The following is a 16,141-nucleotide window of genomic DNA, read 5'->3' on the forward strand; positions in this document are numbered from 1 at the left end:
TGGGCTGCGGTTCATAAAGCAACGAAGTCTGAAAGCAATGAAGTCTGAAAATGCGCAGGGGATGGCTGCGCGTTTAGCGGCGGCGACGGGTCAGCATGGCCGAAAGCCGGCTGCGCGCCGCGTCATCCAGCTGCACCAGGTCGGCAGTGCCGGCAGGCGCTGCCGCTGCGGTCGAATCCGCGGCCAGCGCGGTGGTCTTGGCGGCGATTCCCGCGACGGTGCGCTCGGCGAAGACCGACCCCACCGAGGAGGAGTAGCCGGCCTGGCGCAACGCGGAGACCACCGCGATCGCGGTGATCGAGTCCCCGCCTTCGGCGAAGAAATCCGATGCGGCGCCCAGCGCCTGCACCTGGATGCCCAGCGCCGCGGCCATGGCGGCGGCCACCGCCTGTTGGGCCGGTCCGTTCACCGGGGCGCCCCCGGGGACGTTAGCGGGCCGGGGATCTGGCAGCTGGTTTTCATCCAGCTTGCCCGTGGTGCCCAGCGGCAGCCGGTCGATGGTGGTCAGCGCATGCGGAATCATCTGCGGCGGCAAGACCCGGATCAGCGCCGCGCGCCACTGTTCGGCGTCGGCAACCAGCGCGGCTCCCTCGGAATTCGCGGGAACCACCCATGCCAGCAGCTGCGCGGCCCGGGCCCGGACCACGGCGTGGGCAACCCCGGGCAGCGCTGCCAGTGCCGTTTCCACTTCGCCCACGTCGATTCGGTAGCCGCGGATCTTCACCTGGCCGTCATCGCGGCCCAGGAAGCGCAGCAGCCCGTCGTGGCCGAGCACCGCCCGGTCCCCGGTGCGGTACATGCGGGTGCCGTCGCCGGCTGGATCTGCCACGAAACGGGAGGCGGTCAGGGCGCCCTGCCCCAGGTATCCGTGGGCTTCCTGCGGTCCTGACAAATACAGTTCCCCGGGCAGGCCGGGCGGCAGCGGGCGCAGCGCTGGGTCCAGCACCGCGGCCTTCAGCCCGGCCAGCGGGCGGCCGACCACTACGTCGGGGCTCTGCGCCACGTTGGCGACCAGCGCGTCCACGGTGAATTCGGTGGGCCCATAGAGGTTTTCGACCACGAGGCGGCCCAGATCCCGCAATTTCTCCCAGAGCACCTGGCTGCAACCCTCGCCGCCCACGGACAGCCGGCGTACCGGGGTTCCGGGAGCGAACAGTCCCGTATCCAGCAGCGGGGCGGCCAGCGAAGGGGTCATGTCCATCCAGGTCATGGCGTGTTCACGCACCTGGACCGCGAGGGCTTCGGGATCGCGGGCCACTTCGTGACTGATCAGGTGCACATGGTGGCCCAGCGCCACCCCGAGCAAGGTGCACCAGGCGCCGTCGAAGTGCAGCGGCAGCGACTGGGCAATCTTTTCCCCCGCCGTGCCCAGGAAACCTGCATGCCGGTGGTATCCGGCCCAGTGCGCGAAGGCTTCGCGGGAAACCACCACGGCCTTGGGCTCCCCGGTGGAACCGGAAGTATGCAGCAGGTAACTAGGCGTCGAACGGGGGACGTCAGCTACCGGGATCGGGCCGGTCGGCGCGGGCACGGAGGACGGATCCAACACCGGATAGCCGGCCCACCCCTGCGCGTCGGCGGACAGCACGAGCGGGGTGCGCAGATCCTGGCCGGCCAGCCGTGCGGCGATGCGCTGGTTGCGCTGCGCTGGCGCGTTCGGGTCCAGCGGGACACTGGTGGCACCGGCCTTGGCGATGCCGAGGATCGCGGCCACGTAGTCCAGGCCGCGCTCCAGGTCGATCAGCACATAGCGCCCGGTTGCCGCGCCACCATCCTGCGCCAGCACGGCGGCGGCGATCGCGTCGGCCCGGGCTGCCAGCGCCCGGTAGCTGAGCGTGACCCCCTCGCAGGTGATCGCCGCGGCTTCCGGGGCGGCGGCTGTGCTGGCCGCGAACAGTACTTCGAGCACCGGCGGGGCGGTTTCGGCCGCGGCCTCTCCGGCCAGCGGGGCCAGCGCGCTGTCCGGGGCCAGGGAAAATTCGGCGTGCCGGGTGGAAGGGTCCGCCGTGGCGAGCCGTTCCAGCAGCAGCCCGTAGGTTTCCAGCAGCACCACGGCGTCCGCGGCGGCCAGGGTCCCGGCCGGCGCGGTGAGCACGGCGACGACTCCGCCAGTACCGGGCTCCGGCAGCAGATTCAGGCAGATGTCATCCACCGGCCCCTCGCACAGGGCGTGCAGCGACACGGTGCCGCCGGGCACGCTCAGCGGCAAGTCAAAGGCCTTGATGTTGATCTCGGTGCCGGTCAGCGTGGTGTCGGAGCCGACCAGGCGCAGATCGCGCATGAGCTGCTCGGAGCGGTACCTGCCGTGCCGGGACAGCTCGGCGCGGGCGGCGGCCACCGACTCCAGCAGCTGCCCCACGGTGCCAGCGGGGTCCACATCCAGCACCAGCGGCAGCACGTTGATGGTCGGGATCGCGCAGAGGGCCGCGGCCCCGGTGCGGTTCATGGCCGGCAGGCCGATAATTGTGTGGCTGGCGCCGGTCAGCCGAGCAGCCAACAGGGCGTGCGCGGCGATCGCGGCGTCGGCCCAAGTCGCCCGGGAGGCGTCCGAGCCCGTCGGGGCCGTGCCGGAGAAACGGCCCAGGGACAGCGGGCGTCCGGTCAGGCGCAGCCGTACGACGGCGGAGGCGTCCGGACGCTGTCCGGCGGCGCCGAGCAGCCCGGCCAGCCGTGTGGGCCGATGGTCCTGCCCGTCCAGCCGGGCCTGCCAGTAGCCGCGGTCCCTTTCCTCCGCGGCAGACCCGTGGTACCGGGCTTCCGCGGCAAGCACCTGACCCGGTGATGTGAAGGGGGTTTCCGGGACCGGGCTCCCGGCGACCAGGGCGGTGTAGTGCTCGGTCACGCGGCGGGCGAGCAGCGTGATGCCGTAGCCATCGAAAAGCACGTGGTGGGCGGCCAGCACCCACACCGCGACCGGCTGCACGTCAGTATCCAGGCTAGTGAGCAGCAGTTGTTCGCGCAGTAGCCGCGATTCCAGGGTAATGCGCGGCAGATACTCGGCGCGCAGCTGCTCGGCCAGCTGGCGGTCCGAGTTGCCGGTGAGCTCCCCGCGCAGCACCCCCGGAGGCAGCAGCCGCGGCGCGGACGGGACGGCCGGGCCTTCACCAGATACCAGCGCCATGAGCTGCGCATCAAAGCGATATCCGAGCCACGGAATCTCCGCCAGGGTGCGTTGCACCGCCTCGGCCAGGGTGGCGGCGGAGATGCGGCCACGGAAAACCACGGCGTCACCGACGGAAAAGTCCGCGGAGCCGGGGGCGGCGAGTTCTGCGTGGACCATACCGGCCTGGGCGTCGGTCAACGGCACGGTGCGCACGGTGTCGGGGGCGAGAGTCATGATCGGTCCTTCGAAAAGCTGCGGCGGGGAGGTGGGCGTTAACGTACCGGGGCTGCGTCCAGCACGGTCGCGATCAGGGCTTCGATGTTTTCGCTGGCGGCCAGTCGCGGGAAGTCGACATTCGCGCCGGCGGCACGCCAAGTCTCCACCAGGTTCATCAGGCGGATCGAGTCGATGCCCAGGTCCGCCAGGGCATCACCGGGTTCGACCTCTTCCGCCAACAGGCCCGCGCAGGCTGAAAGGTCGGCCAAGATGCGCGCTTCGGTGAGTTCTGCGGTGCTCATGCGTGGGCCTTTCGGTGTTCGGACGGCTGGGCGGTGTCGGTGCCCGCGGCGAGGATGGAGTCGAGAATTTCGCCTGCGCGCACTGCCACGTTGGACAGCAGCGTCGCAGAGATCCCGTGCTGGTGTTCGGTCTGCCCCACCAAGAAGAGCTTCGCGTCGTCAGGCAGGACCGTGTGCGCACTGTAGTCGCGGCGGGCCGTGGGACGCCCGAGGTCGTCCCGCACCAGCATTCCGGCATGGCTGCCCAGCAGCGTGGTCGGGTCCAGGGCGCGGTATCCGGTGGCGAAGATCGCCACATCAACCTCGAGCGTCCCGTCGCCGTCGCCCAGCCCCTCGTCCAGGCCCAGCTGCACCCCGGGGGTCCCGTAGTCTTCGCGCACCGAGTCCACCCGTGCCGCCCGGTGCCAATTCAGCCGCTGCGCACCCAGCCACTTGTCGCGGTACTCCAGATCGTAGAGCGCGGCAATGGTGTTGGGGTTGACCACGGAATTGTTGGTGTTCCGGTGAGCCTCGGTGAGCTCCTGGCGCACCTGGGGGTCTGCCGCATACAGCTCGTCCACGGCCAGCGGATCGAAAATCCGGTTGGCGTAGGCCGACGCGTCCGAGGGAATCAGGCCGAATCGGGAGATCACCGAATGGATCTGCGCTTGCGGGCAGCGGTGGTACATCTGCTCGATGACCTCGGCCGCGCTCTGCCCGCCGCCAATCACCGCGACGGAACGGACGGCCGCGGTATCCAGTACGGCGGCGCGTTCCAGGAACTCGGCGCTGTGCCAGACACGCGCACCGGAGCGCACGCCGGAGGGAAAGACCGGTTGCAGCCCTCCGGCGAGCACCACATGCCGGGCAGCCACCGTGCGCACTCCCGACTCATCGGCGATATCCACTTCATAGCCGGTGATGCGCCCGCCGCTGGTGCGCGGCACCACTCGGACCACTTCGGACGAGTACCGCACGTAGTCCGACAGCTGCTCGGCGGCCCATCGCAGATAGGCCACGAACTCGATGCGCAGCGGTGCCATGGAGCCGCGATTGAAGAAGTCCTCCAGCCGTCCCTGGGTGTGCAAGAAATTCATGAAGGTCAGCTCGCTGGTGGGATTGCGGAAGCTGGCCAGGTCCTTGGCGAATGCCACCTGCATGCTGGCATCCTCGAACAGCAGGTTCTTGTGCCAGCCGGGCTCGCTGGCACGGTCGAGGAACAGTGCTTTCAGACTGGGCTCGGTCCCGACAGCGCGGTTGTGCTCGTGGATGGCGGTGGCCAGGGCCATGTTGCTCGGTCCGAATCCCAGGCCCACAACGTCGTAACTCTGGTCGGCGGTTATCTCGGGGCGGCTCATGCTTCTCCTTGCGATGGGTTGGCGCCGGGGCGCAGGGTATTGCGGCTGATCTTGCCAATATGGGTCTTGGGCAGTTCGTCGACTACGGTGATGACATCCGGTATATGGTGTTCTGCGAGATGCTCGGTGCGCATCCAGGCCCGCAATGTCTTGGCACGGGTAGGGGTGGTATGGTCGCGCGGCACCACGTAGGCGTGCGTTCGTTCGCCCAGCGCCTCGTCCGGTACTCCGATGACCGACACATCGTGCACTGCGGGGTTTCGCAGCAGCACGGCCTCGATCTGCTCCGGGCTGATCTTCTCGCCGCCGCGGTTGATAACGTCCTTGGTCCGTCCCACCACGCTCAGGTAGCCGCGGGCGTCTTTCACCACGATGTCACCGGAGCCGTAGAAGCCGTCCGGGGTGAAGGACTGGGCGTTGGCCTGCGGGTTGTTGTAGTAGCCGCGGAAGGTGTACGGACCGCGCACCCAGAGGTTGCCGGGGGTGCCGTCCGGCACCGGATTCCCCTCGGAGTCAAGCACCAGCACTTCGTCGGCCACGCTCATCGGCTTGCCCTGGGTGGAAACGACGGTCTCCAGGTCGTCGTCCAACCGGGTATAGCAGACCAGGCCCTCCGCCATCCCGAAGACCTGTTGCAGTGCGCAGCCTAGTTCCGGGGTCACTCGTTCGGCGACACCGCGGGCCAGCTTGGCGCCTCCCACCTGCAGCAACTGCCAGCTGGACAGATCGTAGCGATGCTTCTGGGAGGAGTTCAGCCAAGCCAGGGCCAGCGGCGGCACTGCCGCCACCACGGTGACCCGGTGCTCAGCCACGAGGCTGAAAATCCTCTCGGCACTGCCGTCCACGGCGCAGATCACTGTCCCGCCGGTGGCGAATACTCCCATGTAGCCTGGCGAGCTAGCGGCGAAATTGTGGGCCAGCGGAATCCCGGAAAGGTAAACGGTGTCATCGTCCAGGTGGCAGATCTGCGCGGATCGTTCGAAAGAATAGGCGTAGTCGCGGTGTGTTTTCGGGATCAGCTTCGGCCGGCCAGTGGTGCCACCAGACAGTTGCAGGAATGCCACGGCATGCGCGGGGCGGGGGCAGCCCGCGCGTGAGACTTCCCAGCCGTCGGCCAGCAGATCCAGGCCTTGCTCGTACAAGGCCTCAGCGTGCAGGAGCGACAATGAGGGCAGCCGGCTGGTAATCTCTGCGGAGAGTTCCTGCGGATCCATTCCAGGGATTTGCTTGCTGGTGATCAGCATTTGCGCCTGCGAGGAACGGACAAGATGCTCCAACTCGCTCGCGCGGTGCGAGTGCACGGCGAAGACCGGGATGGCCCCCACTGAGATGACCGCGTACACGGCATCAAAGAATTCAAGCACATTGGGCACGTGGATGATGACTCGATCGCCCGCGTTGATTCCCCGGACAGAGAGCGTGGCCTGCGAAACATCAACGCGACTGATCAGTTCGGCGTAGCTGGCTACTCGTTCCCCGTCGATCACCGCGGGGTGGTCTCCCCTGCGCAGGGCAGTTTCACGCAGCACGCGGTCCAGCGTCCGACCGCCCCAGAAGCCGGCGGCAATATACCGCTCGGCGAAATCGGAAGGGTAGGGAATGACGCCCTGCAGCATCGGATCATCGACGACTAGTGGTTGTTTCATCGGTTGCTTCCTTCGCGGTCAACGCCCAAGGCGCAAAGCATGGTTCGGAATTTCGCTGCTGTTTCGCTGTGTTCATCGAATGGGTCCGAATCCGCGACGATGCCCGCGCCGGCATGCAATTTCGCCCGGTTGCCGGTGAGCATGGCGCTGCGCAGCAGCAACGCCCATTCGCCTTCACCGTCTTGGTTCATCCATCCCACCAATCCGCCGTAAAATCCCCGGTCCTCTGGTTCCAACTCTGAAATCAGTGCTTGGGCGACAGCAGTAGGAGACCCGCAGATGGCAGGCGTCGGATGGATGGCCAGCGCGGCGTCCAGGGATCCGAGCCCTTTATACAGGGAGGCGCGAATCAGGGTGCCGAGGTGCCACATTTGCCCGGTGGGCAGTAGATCCGGGAGGGAAGGCACGATCAAGTCCTTGGCGACGCTGCGCAACGCCTGAGAAATATGTTGAACAACAAACGCGTGTTCCGCCAGATTTTTCGCGGATCCGGCTAGAACTGCCGCAGCCATCTGGTCCTCGGTCCGGTTCGCGAGTCGCGGAGCTGATCCAGCCAACGGATGGCTGGTCAACTGGCCGCGGCGCACTCCCGCGATGAGTTCCGGACTGTTACCGACGATGCTTGTCTCATCCTGAGGCAGGCTGATCGTGAAACTGTGCCCGGCGGGATTCTGCTGGTACAGCTGCTGCCAGACCGCTTCGGGCTTCCAGTCTTCGTCGGCGAAAACTTCCAGCGACCGAGCGAGTACGACTTTTTCCACGCCGCCTGTTTTGATCTGGTCAATGGCAGCGCCAGCTGCGCAGATAAAGGTTGGGTTGTACTCGCCAACGACTTCGGTGACCGTCGACGTGTCATTCCCATAGTGCATTAATCCACGCATCGGCAGGTCTTCCACGTTCTGCGGGACAAAGAGATAAGGGTCGGCAGAGCGGTCGAACGGCACAACCCCTGCCAGGATGCTTCCCTGAGGTTGCTCGGCAAGCAATTGGCGTGCGGCCGGCCCGAGACCCAAGCGTCGTGCCCTCTCAACGTCCAGGATCGCCTTGGTGCCATGACCGATCAAGGCACGGCCGTAGGAGGCAAACCTGAATGTAGCGGCCTCGGTTCGTGGTGCAGGAGCCGACGGATCTTCGTTTGCGATTACTTCGTGATGGCTTTCCAGCAGCTGGGTCTTCATGCTCTTGCGTCCTTGGAGGGTAGAGAAGTTGATTCGTGAAACTGCAGCGGTTCTAGGAAAGTGTTGCTCCGCCATCGACTGTCAGTTCAATTCCAGTCAGGTGCTTGGCATTCGCCGATAGGAGGAATGCCACCGAATCGGCGATATCTTCTGGATCGGCAATCCGGCCGAGCGGGATACCGTTCCTGAATTGAGCCGGATTTCCGGCAACCGATGCCCGGTTCATTTCCGCTTCACCGTTCATGCCGAGCAGCATGGCCGTCCGAGTGGATCCCGGGCTGACAACATTGGCGCGGATGCCGTGGGCAGCAAGTTCCAAGGAGAAACAACGCGTGACCATCGTCGCGGCCGCTTTGGAGGCGCAATACCCAGCCATGCCGTAGCGGGGCGTACGTCCTGCGTTGGAACTGACTGTCACGATACTGCGGCTGTTGCCGGGATCCTGGTCTCGCTGGTCGATCATGAGACGAGCAACCAGCTGTGTCATTCGGAATACCGATTGCGCGTTAACTGATTGCATGTGCTCCCACTGCTCCGGCTGGAGGTCGAGGAGTTTCCCCGGGTGCAGTACCCCAGCCACATTGACCAGGCCTTCCAGAACCTGCCCACGTTCAATCCGGTGTTCGATGGCGGCTTCGAGTTCGCTAATTCCCTCCGGTGAACTGATATCGGCGGTCAATACATCGTCACCGGCCCGGTCGGTGGCAAGCACCGAGTAGCCGGAGTCCCCGAGCTTGGCAGCCACCGCACTTCCAATTCCGCCGGAGGCGCCGGTGACCACGATCAGCGGTTTCGCGACCACGTCGTTCATCGAGTCGCAACCAATGCGGCCTGCATCTGTTTAAGAACCGTCGCCGAGTTGACTACAGAGGCACAACGCCCGTAGCCGTAGTTGATAGCCATTTGATGTTCTTCCAAGGAAAAGTCCGCTTGCGCATCAGCAATGAAAAATGGCTGAATATCGCGCATGAAAGCGTCCAGAGCGGTTGTCAGGCAACCGATATGCGCATACACACCGGTGATAAGCAATTGGTCTCGACCGGCTTGGCGCATCCATTCCTGGAGTTCGGTCTTGGCGAATGCGCTGTAGCGCCATTTCGTGAGGACCAGGTCCCCGGTTCGCGGTGCAAGCTCCTGGGTAATTTCTTCCCGACCGTCATTGGTCAACCCCGTACCCCAAAAATCGGTGAGCAGAGCCCGATCCGCGGGCTTTTGATTCGGCGGCTGAGCTGTGTAGACCACTGGCACGCCAGCATCATCAGCAGCATCGCGAAGAGCCCGAATATTTTTCAGCGTAACTCGGATTTGCGACCGCGGATCTTCGTGGTCGAAAGCCTCGATAAAGTAGCGTTGCATGTCATGAATTAGCAAGACCGCACGTTGCGCGTCCGCCTTCCAAGTCACTCGTGGTTCCGGCAACTGTCCGTCCGGTAGTCGATATCCCGGAATCGAGGGAAGTCCCACTTCGTCACCTTTCGCGTATGTATTCGGTTGTGGTCTGAGCGACCACGATTCGCAACCTTACATGAGGCTAACCTAATTAAGCAACGAGAACGTAACCTATGATCACGTCGATCAAGAATTTCCCATCCCTTGATAGCGCAAAAGTTCCCATTCAAAGTAATGCAATATTCAGTTCTTACTAAGTACATCAACCGACGTTTTGAAAAATATACTGACGATCAATAGTGTGTCGGCGGACTCAATCGGCTACAACAACCCCGAATAGCATTAGGTTGATATGTTGTAATTACTCTACAAAGTCGTGGATTCCGAGATTCTTCAGCGCCTCGGCAACTCGGAGCAGGGGCGCCGAGCACCCGCAAAAGAATGGCTTCGACCCCTACGAAAAACCACGGCCTAGGCGGCGCGCGATCAAGCCCTCGTCAGCCCCGCGGCAACAGGAAGCCCGCCCCGCGACACGCAACACGCGCAACGTGCGACAGCCGGGAATATCTCCCCGCAACAGGGCCGCGCATACGCATACAGTTAGGCCGACCAGGCCTCACCATCACGCGCCGGCATTTCACGCGATCCCTTGCCCAAAAAGCCGCACGGTGGCGCAAGGAGGTTCGGACGCACCGCCGAGAATGCTGAATCATTGAACGGTAGTTAATTTTCTAGAAGCTTGAAATACCCTGATTTATACTAAATGAATGATTAAACTTAGAGGGATCGCAAAAGTCGCAATCGGCGCCGTCGCTGCCGCGGCGCTCACCGTACCGCTTGCCGCTCCAGCCTCAGCCGAAACGCCACCTCCTGAAGCACCGGCCGGCCTGACATGCTTCGCCGACATGACCCGGGCAGACACAGAGTTTCCGGGAACCTTGCGCGGAGTCCAATACGGCTCCTTGCCGGGATCGAGTGCAGGCGGCCCGGGCATCGACGCTTTCGTCAACGTCAATCCGGTGCAGCACACTGGACTTGGCTTCAACCCGAAAGCGATCGTCAAGAAAAACGGTCACGACTCGGTGCTATATGCGACCAGCCCATCCGGCACCCTCTATGTGGTGGACGGGGACGACTCAACCGCGGTCAATAAAACGTGGGGCGGCATCCGCACGATGACCGACGTTGTCGTCACCGACAAGTTCGACACCGCCACCGGCGTCACCTATACCTATGCGATCACCGACCAGGGCGCCCTCATGCGCTACACCCAGTCGAAGGGCGTCGCGAACATGTACGGAACAGTTCAGGTGTCCCCGCGCGGATGGTGGCCGCTCAAGGGCTTCAGCTACTGGATGACGAAGCCTCTATCCAACGGCGACCAGGCAGACGTCTTTCTCGCGAATGCCGCCGACGGCCGCCTGCTGGAGTACACGATCCCCCGGGCGACGCCGACGAAATGGAGCTCAAAGGTAGTCCGATCCGCCACGTGGCAGAACTTCGTATCCTTCTCCACTGGAAACTGCACCGACAAAACGGGCAACCGAATCCGGACCGCCCCGTTGCTCGCAACGACAAAGACCGGCGACGTGTGGCTCTACTATGTCAGCAAGTCGTCCCCGGATGCCCTGCCCACGGTCACCCAGGGCACACGCGTCCTGACCGGATTCACCAACTCCTACTCCGGCTAGGGATTCCCGCAGCTTGCTTCGCAGGAAAAAGCCGGAGCCGTTCCTTCGATGCTTGCGCACCAAGGAAACGACTCCGGCTTCCGTGCAGGCGGACTAGTGTGTCAGCGCCCGCGCTTTATGAAGGCGTTGACGTCGTCGCTGTTGAACAGGTCCGGAACGGTCCAGCCATCCAGGTTGTATTCGCCCATGCACTGTTCGACCATGCCGTTCATCAGGGGGACGGCGCCGGACTGCTTGGCGTGCATCAGCATCTCGATGCGCACGTTCTCGTGGTTGCCCGAGTAGTTGCGCTCGTAGAGCTCGCGGCGGCCGCCGAATTCGGAGCCGGCTAGCGGGAGAGGAAGCCCAGCAGCAGGTCGTTGACCTCCTTGGCATGGGTCCACAGCAGCCCGTGCGGCGCGCCCTCGACCTCGTGGTACTCGGCGGCCGGCAGCGCCGCGGCGAAGCGCCGTCCGGTGACGTCGATCGGCAGGATCTGGTCCGCGGTGCCGTGCACGATCAGCGCCGGCACGTCGATCTTGGGGATGTCTTCGCGGAAGTCGGTGACCCAGGTCAGCTGGGCGGCGACCGAGGCGTAGGGCGAGGCCGCGTAGGCCAGCGCCTTGTTCGCGGCCAGCCCATCCTCGCTCAGCCGGCTGCCCAGGAACGTCTCGGTGTTGAAGAAGTTCTGGAAGAAGCCGGTGAAGAACGCATAGCGGTCCTTCTTCACTGCCTCCAGCATCGGGTCGAAGACCTCCTGCGGCACCCCCTCGGGGTTGTCCGCGGTCTGCAGGATGAACGGTTCCAGCGACCCCAGGAACGCGGCCTTGGCGATGCGCCCGGAACCGTAGGTGGACAGGTAGCGCGCCACCTCGCCGGTGCCCATGGAAAAGCCCACCAGCACGGCATCCTGCACGTCGAGGGTTTCCAGCAGCGTGTTCAGGTCGGCGGCGAAGGTGTCGTAGTCATAACCCGTGGTGGTTTTGGAGCTCTTGCCGAAGCCCCGGCGGTCGTAGGTGATGACCCGGTAGCCGGCACCGAGCAGCGCCGCGGTCTGCAGTTCCCAGGAGGATCCGTCCAGCGGATAGCCGTGGATCAGCACCACCGGCTGCCCGGAACCGTGGTCCTCGTAGTACAGCTCGATGTCGGTGGTGTTCTCTGCTGCCACTTTCACGGTTGCCATGCTGGCCCTTTCGCCGACGGGGTGTGCGGCGGTTTGCCGCGCTGCCTCCCACGCTAGGCATCGGCGGGTCCGGCTGGCAAGGGTTTGGCGCGAAGCGCCAGCGGGGCCTCAGTTCAGATAGGTGCACGCGACGCTGAAGGCGGTGCGCTCCAGCAGCGTCAGCGCGGCAGCGTCAGCTGCCGTCGGCGGGAAGAATCCGAGGAGGCTGATGCCGCTCGGGACCTGGAGGTCTTCGACGACGGGCCGGGCCTGGCCGACAGCGATTCCGTGGTTGAACAAAAATTCGGCGAAGCACTGGAGCAGGCATGAAGCAGCCTGGCCCGGGCAGGGCAGCGACAGGTCCGATGCAACGGGCCGCACCGGGGTGCGGCCCGTTGCAGGCAAGGTCTAGAGCAGCACCGCACCCAGCACCAGCACGGTGCCAAATGCCGCGGTGCCCTGGATGGCGGTCGCCACGCTCAAGGTCTTGTACGCGGTGATGACCGGAATCCGGCTGAGTTGCGAAACAACCCAGAAGTACGAGTCGTTTGCATGCGAAACAACCATTGCACCGGCACCGACAGCCAGCACGGTAAGCACCATGCCCAGCTGCGAATCCAAGCCAAGCGAACCGAGCATCGGGGCGACCAGAGCAGAAGTGGTCACCATTGAAACGGTGGACGAGCCCTGCGCGGACTTCAGCGCAGCAGCGATCAAGAATGGCACGGCCAGGCCCAAGCCCAGTCCGCTGAGTGAATCGGAAAGGATCGTGGTCAGGTCCGAAGCGGCCAGTACCGCGCCGAAGCCAGCGCCGGCGCCTGTGATCAGCAAGATCGGAGCGGCGGTGCGCACCGCTTCATTCATCTGCTCATTGAAGTCCGACAGCTTGTTGCCACCGCGCAACAGGAAGGTCGCGGCAAACAGGCCGAAGATCAGCGCGATAACCGGAGTACCAAGGAAGGAAAGGATCTCAAGTGCCGTTCCCTCGCCAATAGGGTGCGATGGCAGCTTTGCAATGGAGGCGGCACAGATCAGTACCAGGGGAACAAGGATCGGCATGAATGCCATCGCCGGGCTAGGCAATTTGCCGAAGCTTGCACGCAGCTGCTCGTAGTCGAGTTCGGCGATGTCATTCTCGTCGTCGCTGGGCAGCGGGGTCCACTTGGACTTGTTGAACCGGCTGGCGTAGGCCAAGCCTGCAAGGGCCGAGATCGCGGCAACTGGCAGTCCGACTGCAATGATCAAACCCAGATTCTCGGCAATGCCGATGCTTTCTGCAGCAGCCAACGGGCCCGGAGTTGGCGGCACCATCGTGTGGGTGGCATACAGGCCGGTCATCAGCGCGATAGAAGTCGCCAGCGCCGAGACACCGGTGCGCAAGGTGATGGCTTTGCGAAGGGAGTTGAGGACCACGTAGCCCGAGTCGCAGAAAACCGGAATGGAAACGATGTAGCCGATGATCGACAGGGTCAGGTTGGGGAATCGTGTACCCAGAACCTTGATCAACGCATCTGCCATGGAGATGGCAGCACCGGATTTCTCCAGAATGACGCCGATCATCGTGCCGAAAAGGATCACCAAGCCGATATTGCCCATGGTGCTGCCGAAGGCCGTGGTGACCGTCGATGCTACTTCAGCCAGCGGGATGCGGTAGGCAAAGGCGGCAAGGATCGCGGCGCCTATGAGGGCAAGGAAGGGGCTGATCTTGAAGCGTGCGGTGACCATCACGATGGCCACTACAAGGATCAGCAGAACAAGTAGTTCATACACGGTAAGTTGGCTCCTTTGCCAATATCGGTAGTTCTCTGCGCCCGGCCCACCTTGGCGCAACCGGCGGATCAGCCCTGTCGGCAAAGCTGCTCAAAGCTTTGCCCATTGGTTTAGATACCGCCGTGCCTCCACGGATTTCAGGCGCAAAAATCGATCATCCTGCCAATATTAGGAAAAACTGTACATAATACCTATGGGCGCAAGACCATATTTTCCCAGAATCGATAGCGGCTGATGTGTGCAAATAGCCCGCTAAGTGCAGTCCAGAGGCCACCACCGCGGTTCTCGGGAACTAGAAAATATGCAGTTGGCCCAAGGCCACTCTCGCGTAAATCGCGTGCTGGACTTTCAGGGACTCGCTGGAATGCCGGATGTCCACACCGCTGACCTGGCTGATCCGTTCCAGCCGCTGCACCAGAGTGTTGCGGTGGATATGCAGATCCTTGGCCGCTTGGCTCATCGACGCAGCCGTCGAAACTACCAAGAGGGTCTTGGCCTGTTCCTCGTTTAGCTGTTGGGCTGGAGCAGCCGCATGTTCCAGGCTGCGCGCTGGGGTGCGGGCGATAGCCACCGCTATTTCCCGGCTCCACATCCGGCGTTGGGCCTTGCGCGGCACGAGCGCCGGATAGCCCAGCAGCACGCGCAGCGCTTCGGTCTCGGCCATGAGATCCGCTGCCTTCTCCACCGGCATGGACACGAGGAACCGTTCTCCGTCCATGAGTTCTGCAGCGAAAGCCGGACCTTGGGCTGTGCAAATCCTCCAGTACGCACCGGAAAGGCTGATCCAAGACGTGCGGTGATGTTCCTTGGCTGGTTCTTCAAGCAACGGATTCTCGGAACTTCGCGGGAACCAGGCTTCGATGCGTTTCGGCCCGCGCAAGCCGTTGGCCGCCAGCGAGCGGTCGATGACTTCGGGGGCAACGCGGCCTGCGATCAGCGCAGAAATGATGTCGCGGGCTTCGGTCTCGCGGCGCGCACTGCGCGAGTGCTCGTAGTCCTGTGCGAAGAGCAATTGCACTGTCAATGCAATCAGGCCGGCCAGCGGCTCCACCTCATGCGGAACACCGGTCACGCCGACAACTCCGCACAGCTGGCCGTTCAGCGTCAGAGGGACATTGACCCCTGGCTGCATTCCAGCGGAACCGTCAGCCAGGCTGACCCGGATGATGCCGTTGCGGCTGATCGCCTCGGCGCTGCCTTCGTGGCGGGTACCGATTCGCGCGGCATCGGTCGAAGCAATGATGACTCCGTGCGCATTCATGATGTTCACGTTGCGGTTGATGGTTGGAGCGATCGTGTCGACGACCTTTTGCGCCAACGCGCTGGCCAGCCGGGGTTGCTCCTTTTGATTCATGACTTCATCCTAGCCGCCGGCTTCAACGCATACGCGGATGCCCAAAACAACTACGAAAGGTCTTAGCCTCCCATACGTCGAGATGCTAGGCTCACTGAAGCAAGTTCTGCCCACGGAAGGTTAATCATGAGTTCAGCTATCAGCTATCTGACCGGAGGATTTTTGGTAGCGCTGCTCGTGACGTTAAATATGACCTGGAGCCAGCAACTGCCCGGCCTACTCGGTTTCGTTGCAGTTCTGCTCAGCTTCCTCGGGTTGGCCAGCTGCATTGCGTATGCAACACGTTTGAGTCCGAATACCAATAATTAAAAAGTAACGCTCGAAACGCAAAATCGCAGGCCACCCTCAAATTCAGAGTCGAGGTGGCCTGCAGATCATGGCTTGCCAATAGAAAGCTACTTGCTGTTCTCGGCCGCCGCGCGCTCTTTCTCTATTGCCTGCACCTGGGCGACCAAGTCAGGGGCAAAGGCATAGAGCTTTCCGTCGGCTTGGTGGACCCAGAATCGTCCGCAGAGATCAGTAGTGCGCTCTTGGGCATTGTCTGGCCACCACTCTGCATCCAGGGTTCTCGTTGTGGATATTTCTTCTGCTTCCAGATCCTTGGTACGCGGGTCGGAAGCGTAGGCCCGAGCCAATTCTTCATCGGTTGGATCTCCGACTTGGCTCAAAGTTGTGCACTGGCCATCGCTGAGTTTGCCTTCATAATCCATTACGAAAATACGTTCGTTGCCTGTGTTGCGTTGCACCAGCTCGATATTGGTTCCGCCGTCTGGAACCCAGTTCGGCAAGAGGCCATTTGCAACAGCTTCGCTGGAGGATTCCGCTGTTCTAGTGGTGGATTCATCCAGCTTGTCCGACAACAGATCGCTGACACTGCATCCAGATAGCAGTAGTGCAGAAATGATGCTCAGTGAGCCAACGGCGAGGTACCTATTCTTGTTCATGATTCAATCGTAGAAATTCACCCGCAACTGAACATCGGCATGCTGGGGTAACTCCGCGCAGCCGGTCTCA

15 protein-coding genes are annotated in these 16,141 nt (G+C 63.1%); 2 read left to right on the plus strand and 13 right to left on the minus strand.

The annotated features are described in order from the left end of the window. Positions 1–73 precede the first annotated feature (73 nt). The 7 genes from ACT3RW_RS16355 to ACT3RW_RS16385 are packed head-to-tail and all read right to left on the minus strand — an operon-like array spanning position 74 to position 9,246. Positions 74–3,337: an AMP-binding protein gene (locus ACT3RW_RS16355; RefSeq protein WP_013350580.1), complete on the minus strand. Its 3,264-nt coding sequence runs from the start codon at positions 3,335–3,337 to the stop codon at positions 74–76. 38 nt (positions 3,338–3,375) lie between these two features. Beyond that, positions 3,376–3,621 (minus strand): phosphopantetheine-binding protein, encoded by a 246-nt coding sequence (locus tag ACT3RW_RS16360; protein WP_013350581.1) that lies wholly within the window; start codon positions 3,619–3,621, stop codon positions 3,376–3,378. After that, positions 3,618–4,958, minus strand: coding sequence for a lysine N(6)-hydroxylase/L-ornithine N(5)-oxygenase family protein (locus tag ACT3RW_RS16365; RefSeq protein ID WP_013350582.1), 1,341 nt, complete (start codon positions 4,956–4,958; stop codon positions 3,618–3,620). The genes ACT3RW_RS16360 and ACT3RW_RS16365 overlap by 4 nt, the downstream gene beginning before the upstream one ends. Next, positions 4,955–6,604, minus strand: a complete 1,650-nt coding sequence (locus ACT3RW_RS16370; RefSeq protein WP_444614489.1) for a (2,3-dihydroxybenzoyl)adenylate synthase — start codon at positions 6,602–6,604, stop codon at positions 4,955–4,957. The genes ACT3RW_RS16365 and ACT3RW_RS16370 overlap by 4 nt, the downstream gene beginning before the upstream one ends. After that, complete coding sequence (locus ACT3RW_RS16375; RefSeq protein WP_013350584.1) at positions 6,601–7,782, minus strand: isochorismate synthase; 1,182 nt, start codon at positions 7,780–7,782, stop codon at positions 6,601–6,603. The genes ACT3RW_RS16370 and ACT3RW_RS16375 overlap by 4 nt, the downstream gene beginning before the upstream one ends. A gap of 52 nt (positions 7,783–7,834) precedes the next feature. Next, positions 7,835–8,593 carry an SDR family oxidoreductase gene (locus tag ACT3RW_RS16380; protein ID WP_013350585.1) on the minus strand — a complete coding sequence of 253 codons (759 nt, stop codon included), beginning with the start codon at positions 8,591–8,593 and terminating at the stop codon, positions 7,835–7,837. Next, positions 8,590–9,246: an isochorismatase family protein gene (locus ACT3RW_RS16385; RefSeq protein WP_102599338.1), complete on the minus strand. Its 657-nt coding sequence runs from the start codon at positions 9,244–9,246 to the stop codon at positions 8,590–8,592. Before ACT3RW_RS16385 ends, ACT3RW_RS16380 begins: the two co-directional genes overlap by 4 nt. 692 nt (positions 9,247–9,938) lie before the next feature. Here ACT3RW_RS16385 and ACT3RW_RS16390 point away from each other — a divergent pair. Continuing rightward, entirely contained in the window at positions 9,939–10,862 is a 924-nt protein-coding gene (locus ACT3RW_RS16390; protein WP_013350587.1) for a hypothetical protein, read from the plus strand. Between the two features lie 101 nt (positions 10,863–10,963). Here ACT3RW_RS16390 and ACT3RW_RS16395 read toward each other — a convergent pair whose 3' ends face one another. The 5 genes from ACT3RW_RS16395 to ACT3RW_RS16415 all read right to left on the minus strand — a co-directional run bounded on the left by ACT3RW_RS16395 (position 10,964) and on the right by ACT3RW_RS16415 (position 15,127). Then, positions 10,964–11,245: a 4-hydroxyphenylacetate 3-hydroxylase C-terminal domain-containing protein gene (locus ACT3RW_RS16395; RefSeq protein WP_081461196.1), complete on the minus strand. Its 282-nt coding sequence runs from the start codon at positions 11,243–11,245 to the stop codon at positions 10,964–10,966. Then, positions 11,191–12,024 (minus strand): alpha/beta fold hydrolase, encoded by an 834-nt coding sequence (locus ACT3RW_RS16400; protein ID WP_013350588.1) that lies wholly within the window; start codon positions 12,022–12,024, stop codon positions 11,191–11,193. Before ACT3RW_RS16400 ends, ACT3RW_RS16395 begins: the two co-directional genes overlap by 55 nt. Before the next feature lie 108 nt (positions 12,025–12,132). Beyond that, positions 12,133–12,408, minus strand: a complete 276-nt coding sequence (locus ACT3RW_RS16405; RefSeq protein ID WP_013350589.1) for a hypothetical protein — start codon at positions 12,406–12,408, stop codon at positions 12,133–12,135. Positions 12,409–12,411: 3 nt separating this feature from the next. Next, complete coding sequence (locus ACT3RW_RS16410) at positions 12,412–13,773, minus strand: GntP family permease (protein WP_441687516.1); 1,362 nt, start codon at positions 13,771–13,773, stop codon at positions 12,412–12,414. 292 nt (positions 13,774–14,065) lie between these two features. Further along, on the minus strand, positions 14,066–15,127 hold the full coding sequence (locus ACT3RW_RS16415; RefSeq protein WP_443449046.1) for a CdaR family transcriptional regulator: 1,062 nt from the start codon (positions 15,125–15,127) through the stop codon (positions 14,066–14,068). A 126-nt stretch (positions 15,128–15,253) separates the two neighbouring features. Here ACT3RW_RS16415 and ACT3RW_RS16420 point away from each other — a divergent pair, with 126 nt between their 5' ends. Then, on the plus strand, positions 15,254–15,436 hold the full coding sequence (locus ACT3RW_RS16420) for a hypothetical protein (protein WP_013350592.1): 183 nt from the start codon (positions 15,254–15,256) through the stop codon (positions 15,434–15,436). 86 nt (positions 15,437–15,522) lie between these two features. Here ACT3RW_RS16420 and ACT3RW_RS16425 read toward each other — a convergent pair whose 3' ends face one another. Continuing rightward, positions 15,523–16,071, minus strand: a complete 549-nt coding sequence (locus ACT3RW_RS16425; RefSeq protein ID WP_013350593.1) for a hypothetical protein — start codon at positions 16,069–16,071, stop codon at positions 15,523–15,525. Between the last annotated feature and the right edge of the window lie 70 nt (positions 16,072–16,141).

This window comes from Glutamicibacter sp. AOP5-A2-18 (assembly GCF_052446055.1).
In the GTDB taxonomy this organism is placed as follows: Bacteria; Actinomycetota; Actinomycetes; order Actinomycetales; family Micrococcaceae; genus Glutamicibacter.

What these genes read in the sequence shown, in the direction of transcription:
- ACT3RW_RS16355 (WP_013350580.1), bottom strand. Translation starts at nt 3,337, where the DNA reads ATGACTCTCGCCCCCGACACCGTGCGCACCGTGCCGTTGACCGACGCC.
- ACT3RW_RS16360 (WP_013350581.1), bottom strand. Translation starts at nt 3,621, where the DNA reads ATGAGCACCGCAGAACTCACCGAAGCGCGCATCTTGGCCGACCTTTCA.
- ACT3RW_RS16365 (WP_013350582.1), bottom strand. Translation starts at nt 4,958, where the DNA reads ATGAGCCGCCCCGAGATAACCGCCGACCAGAGTTACGACGTTGTGGGC.
- ACT3RW_RS16370 (WP_444614489.1), bottom strand. Translation starts at nt 6,604, where the DNA reads ATGAAACAACCACTAGTCGTCGATGATCCGATGCTGCAGGGCGTCATT.
- ACT3RW_RS16375 (WP_013350584.1), bottom strand. Translation starts at nt 7,782, where the DNA reads ATGAAGACCCAGCTGCTGGAAAGCCATCACGAAGTAATCGCAAACGAA.
- ACT3RW_RS16380 (WP_013350585.1), bottom strand. Translation starts at nt 8,593, where the DNA reads ATGAACGACGTGGTCGCGAAACCGCTGATCGTGGTCACCGGCGCCTCC.
- ACT3RW_RS16390 (WP_013350587.1), top strand. Translation starts at nt 9,939, where the DNA reads ATGATTAAACTTAGAGGGATCGCAAAAGTCGCAATCGGCGCCGTCGCT.
- ACT3RW_RS16400 (WP_013350588.1), bottom strand. Translation starts at nt 12,024, where the DNA reads ATGGCAACCGTGAAAGTGGCAGCAGAGAACACCACCGACATCGAGCTG.
- ACT3RW_RS16415 (WP_443449046.1), bottom strand. Translation starts at nt 15,127, where the DNA reads ATGAATCAAAAGGAGCAACCCCGGCTGGCCAGCGCGTTGGCGCAAAAG.
- ACT3RW_RS16420 (WP_013350592.1), top strand. Translation starts at nt 15,254, where the DNA reads ATGAGTTCAGCTATCAGCTATCTGACCGGAGGATTTTTGGTAGCGCTG.
- ACT3RW_RS16425 (WP_013350593.1), bottom strand. Translation starts at nt 16,071, where the DNA reads ATGAACAAGAATAGGTACCTCGCCGTTGGCTCACTGAGCATCATTTCT.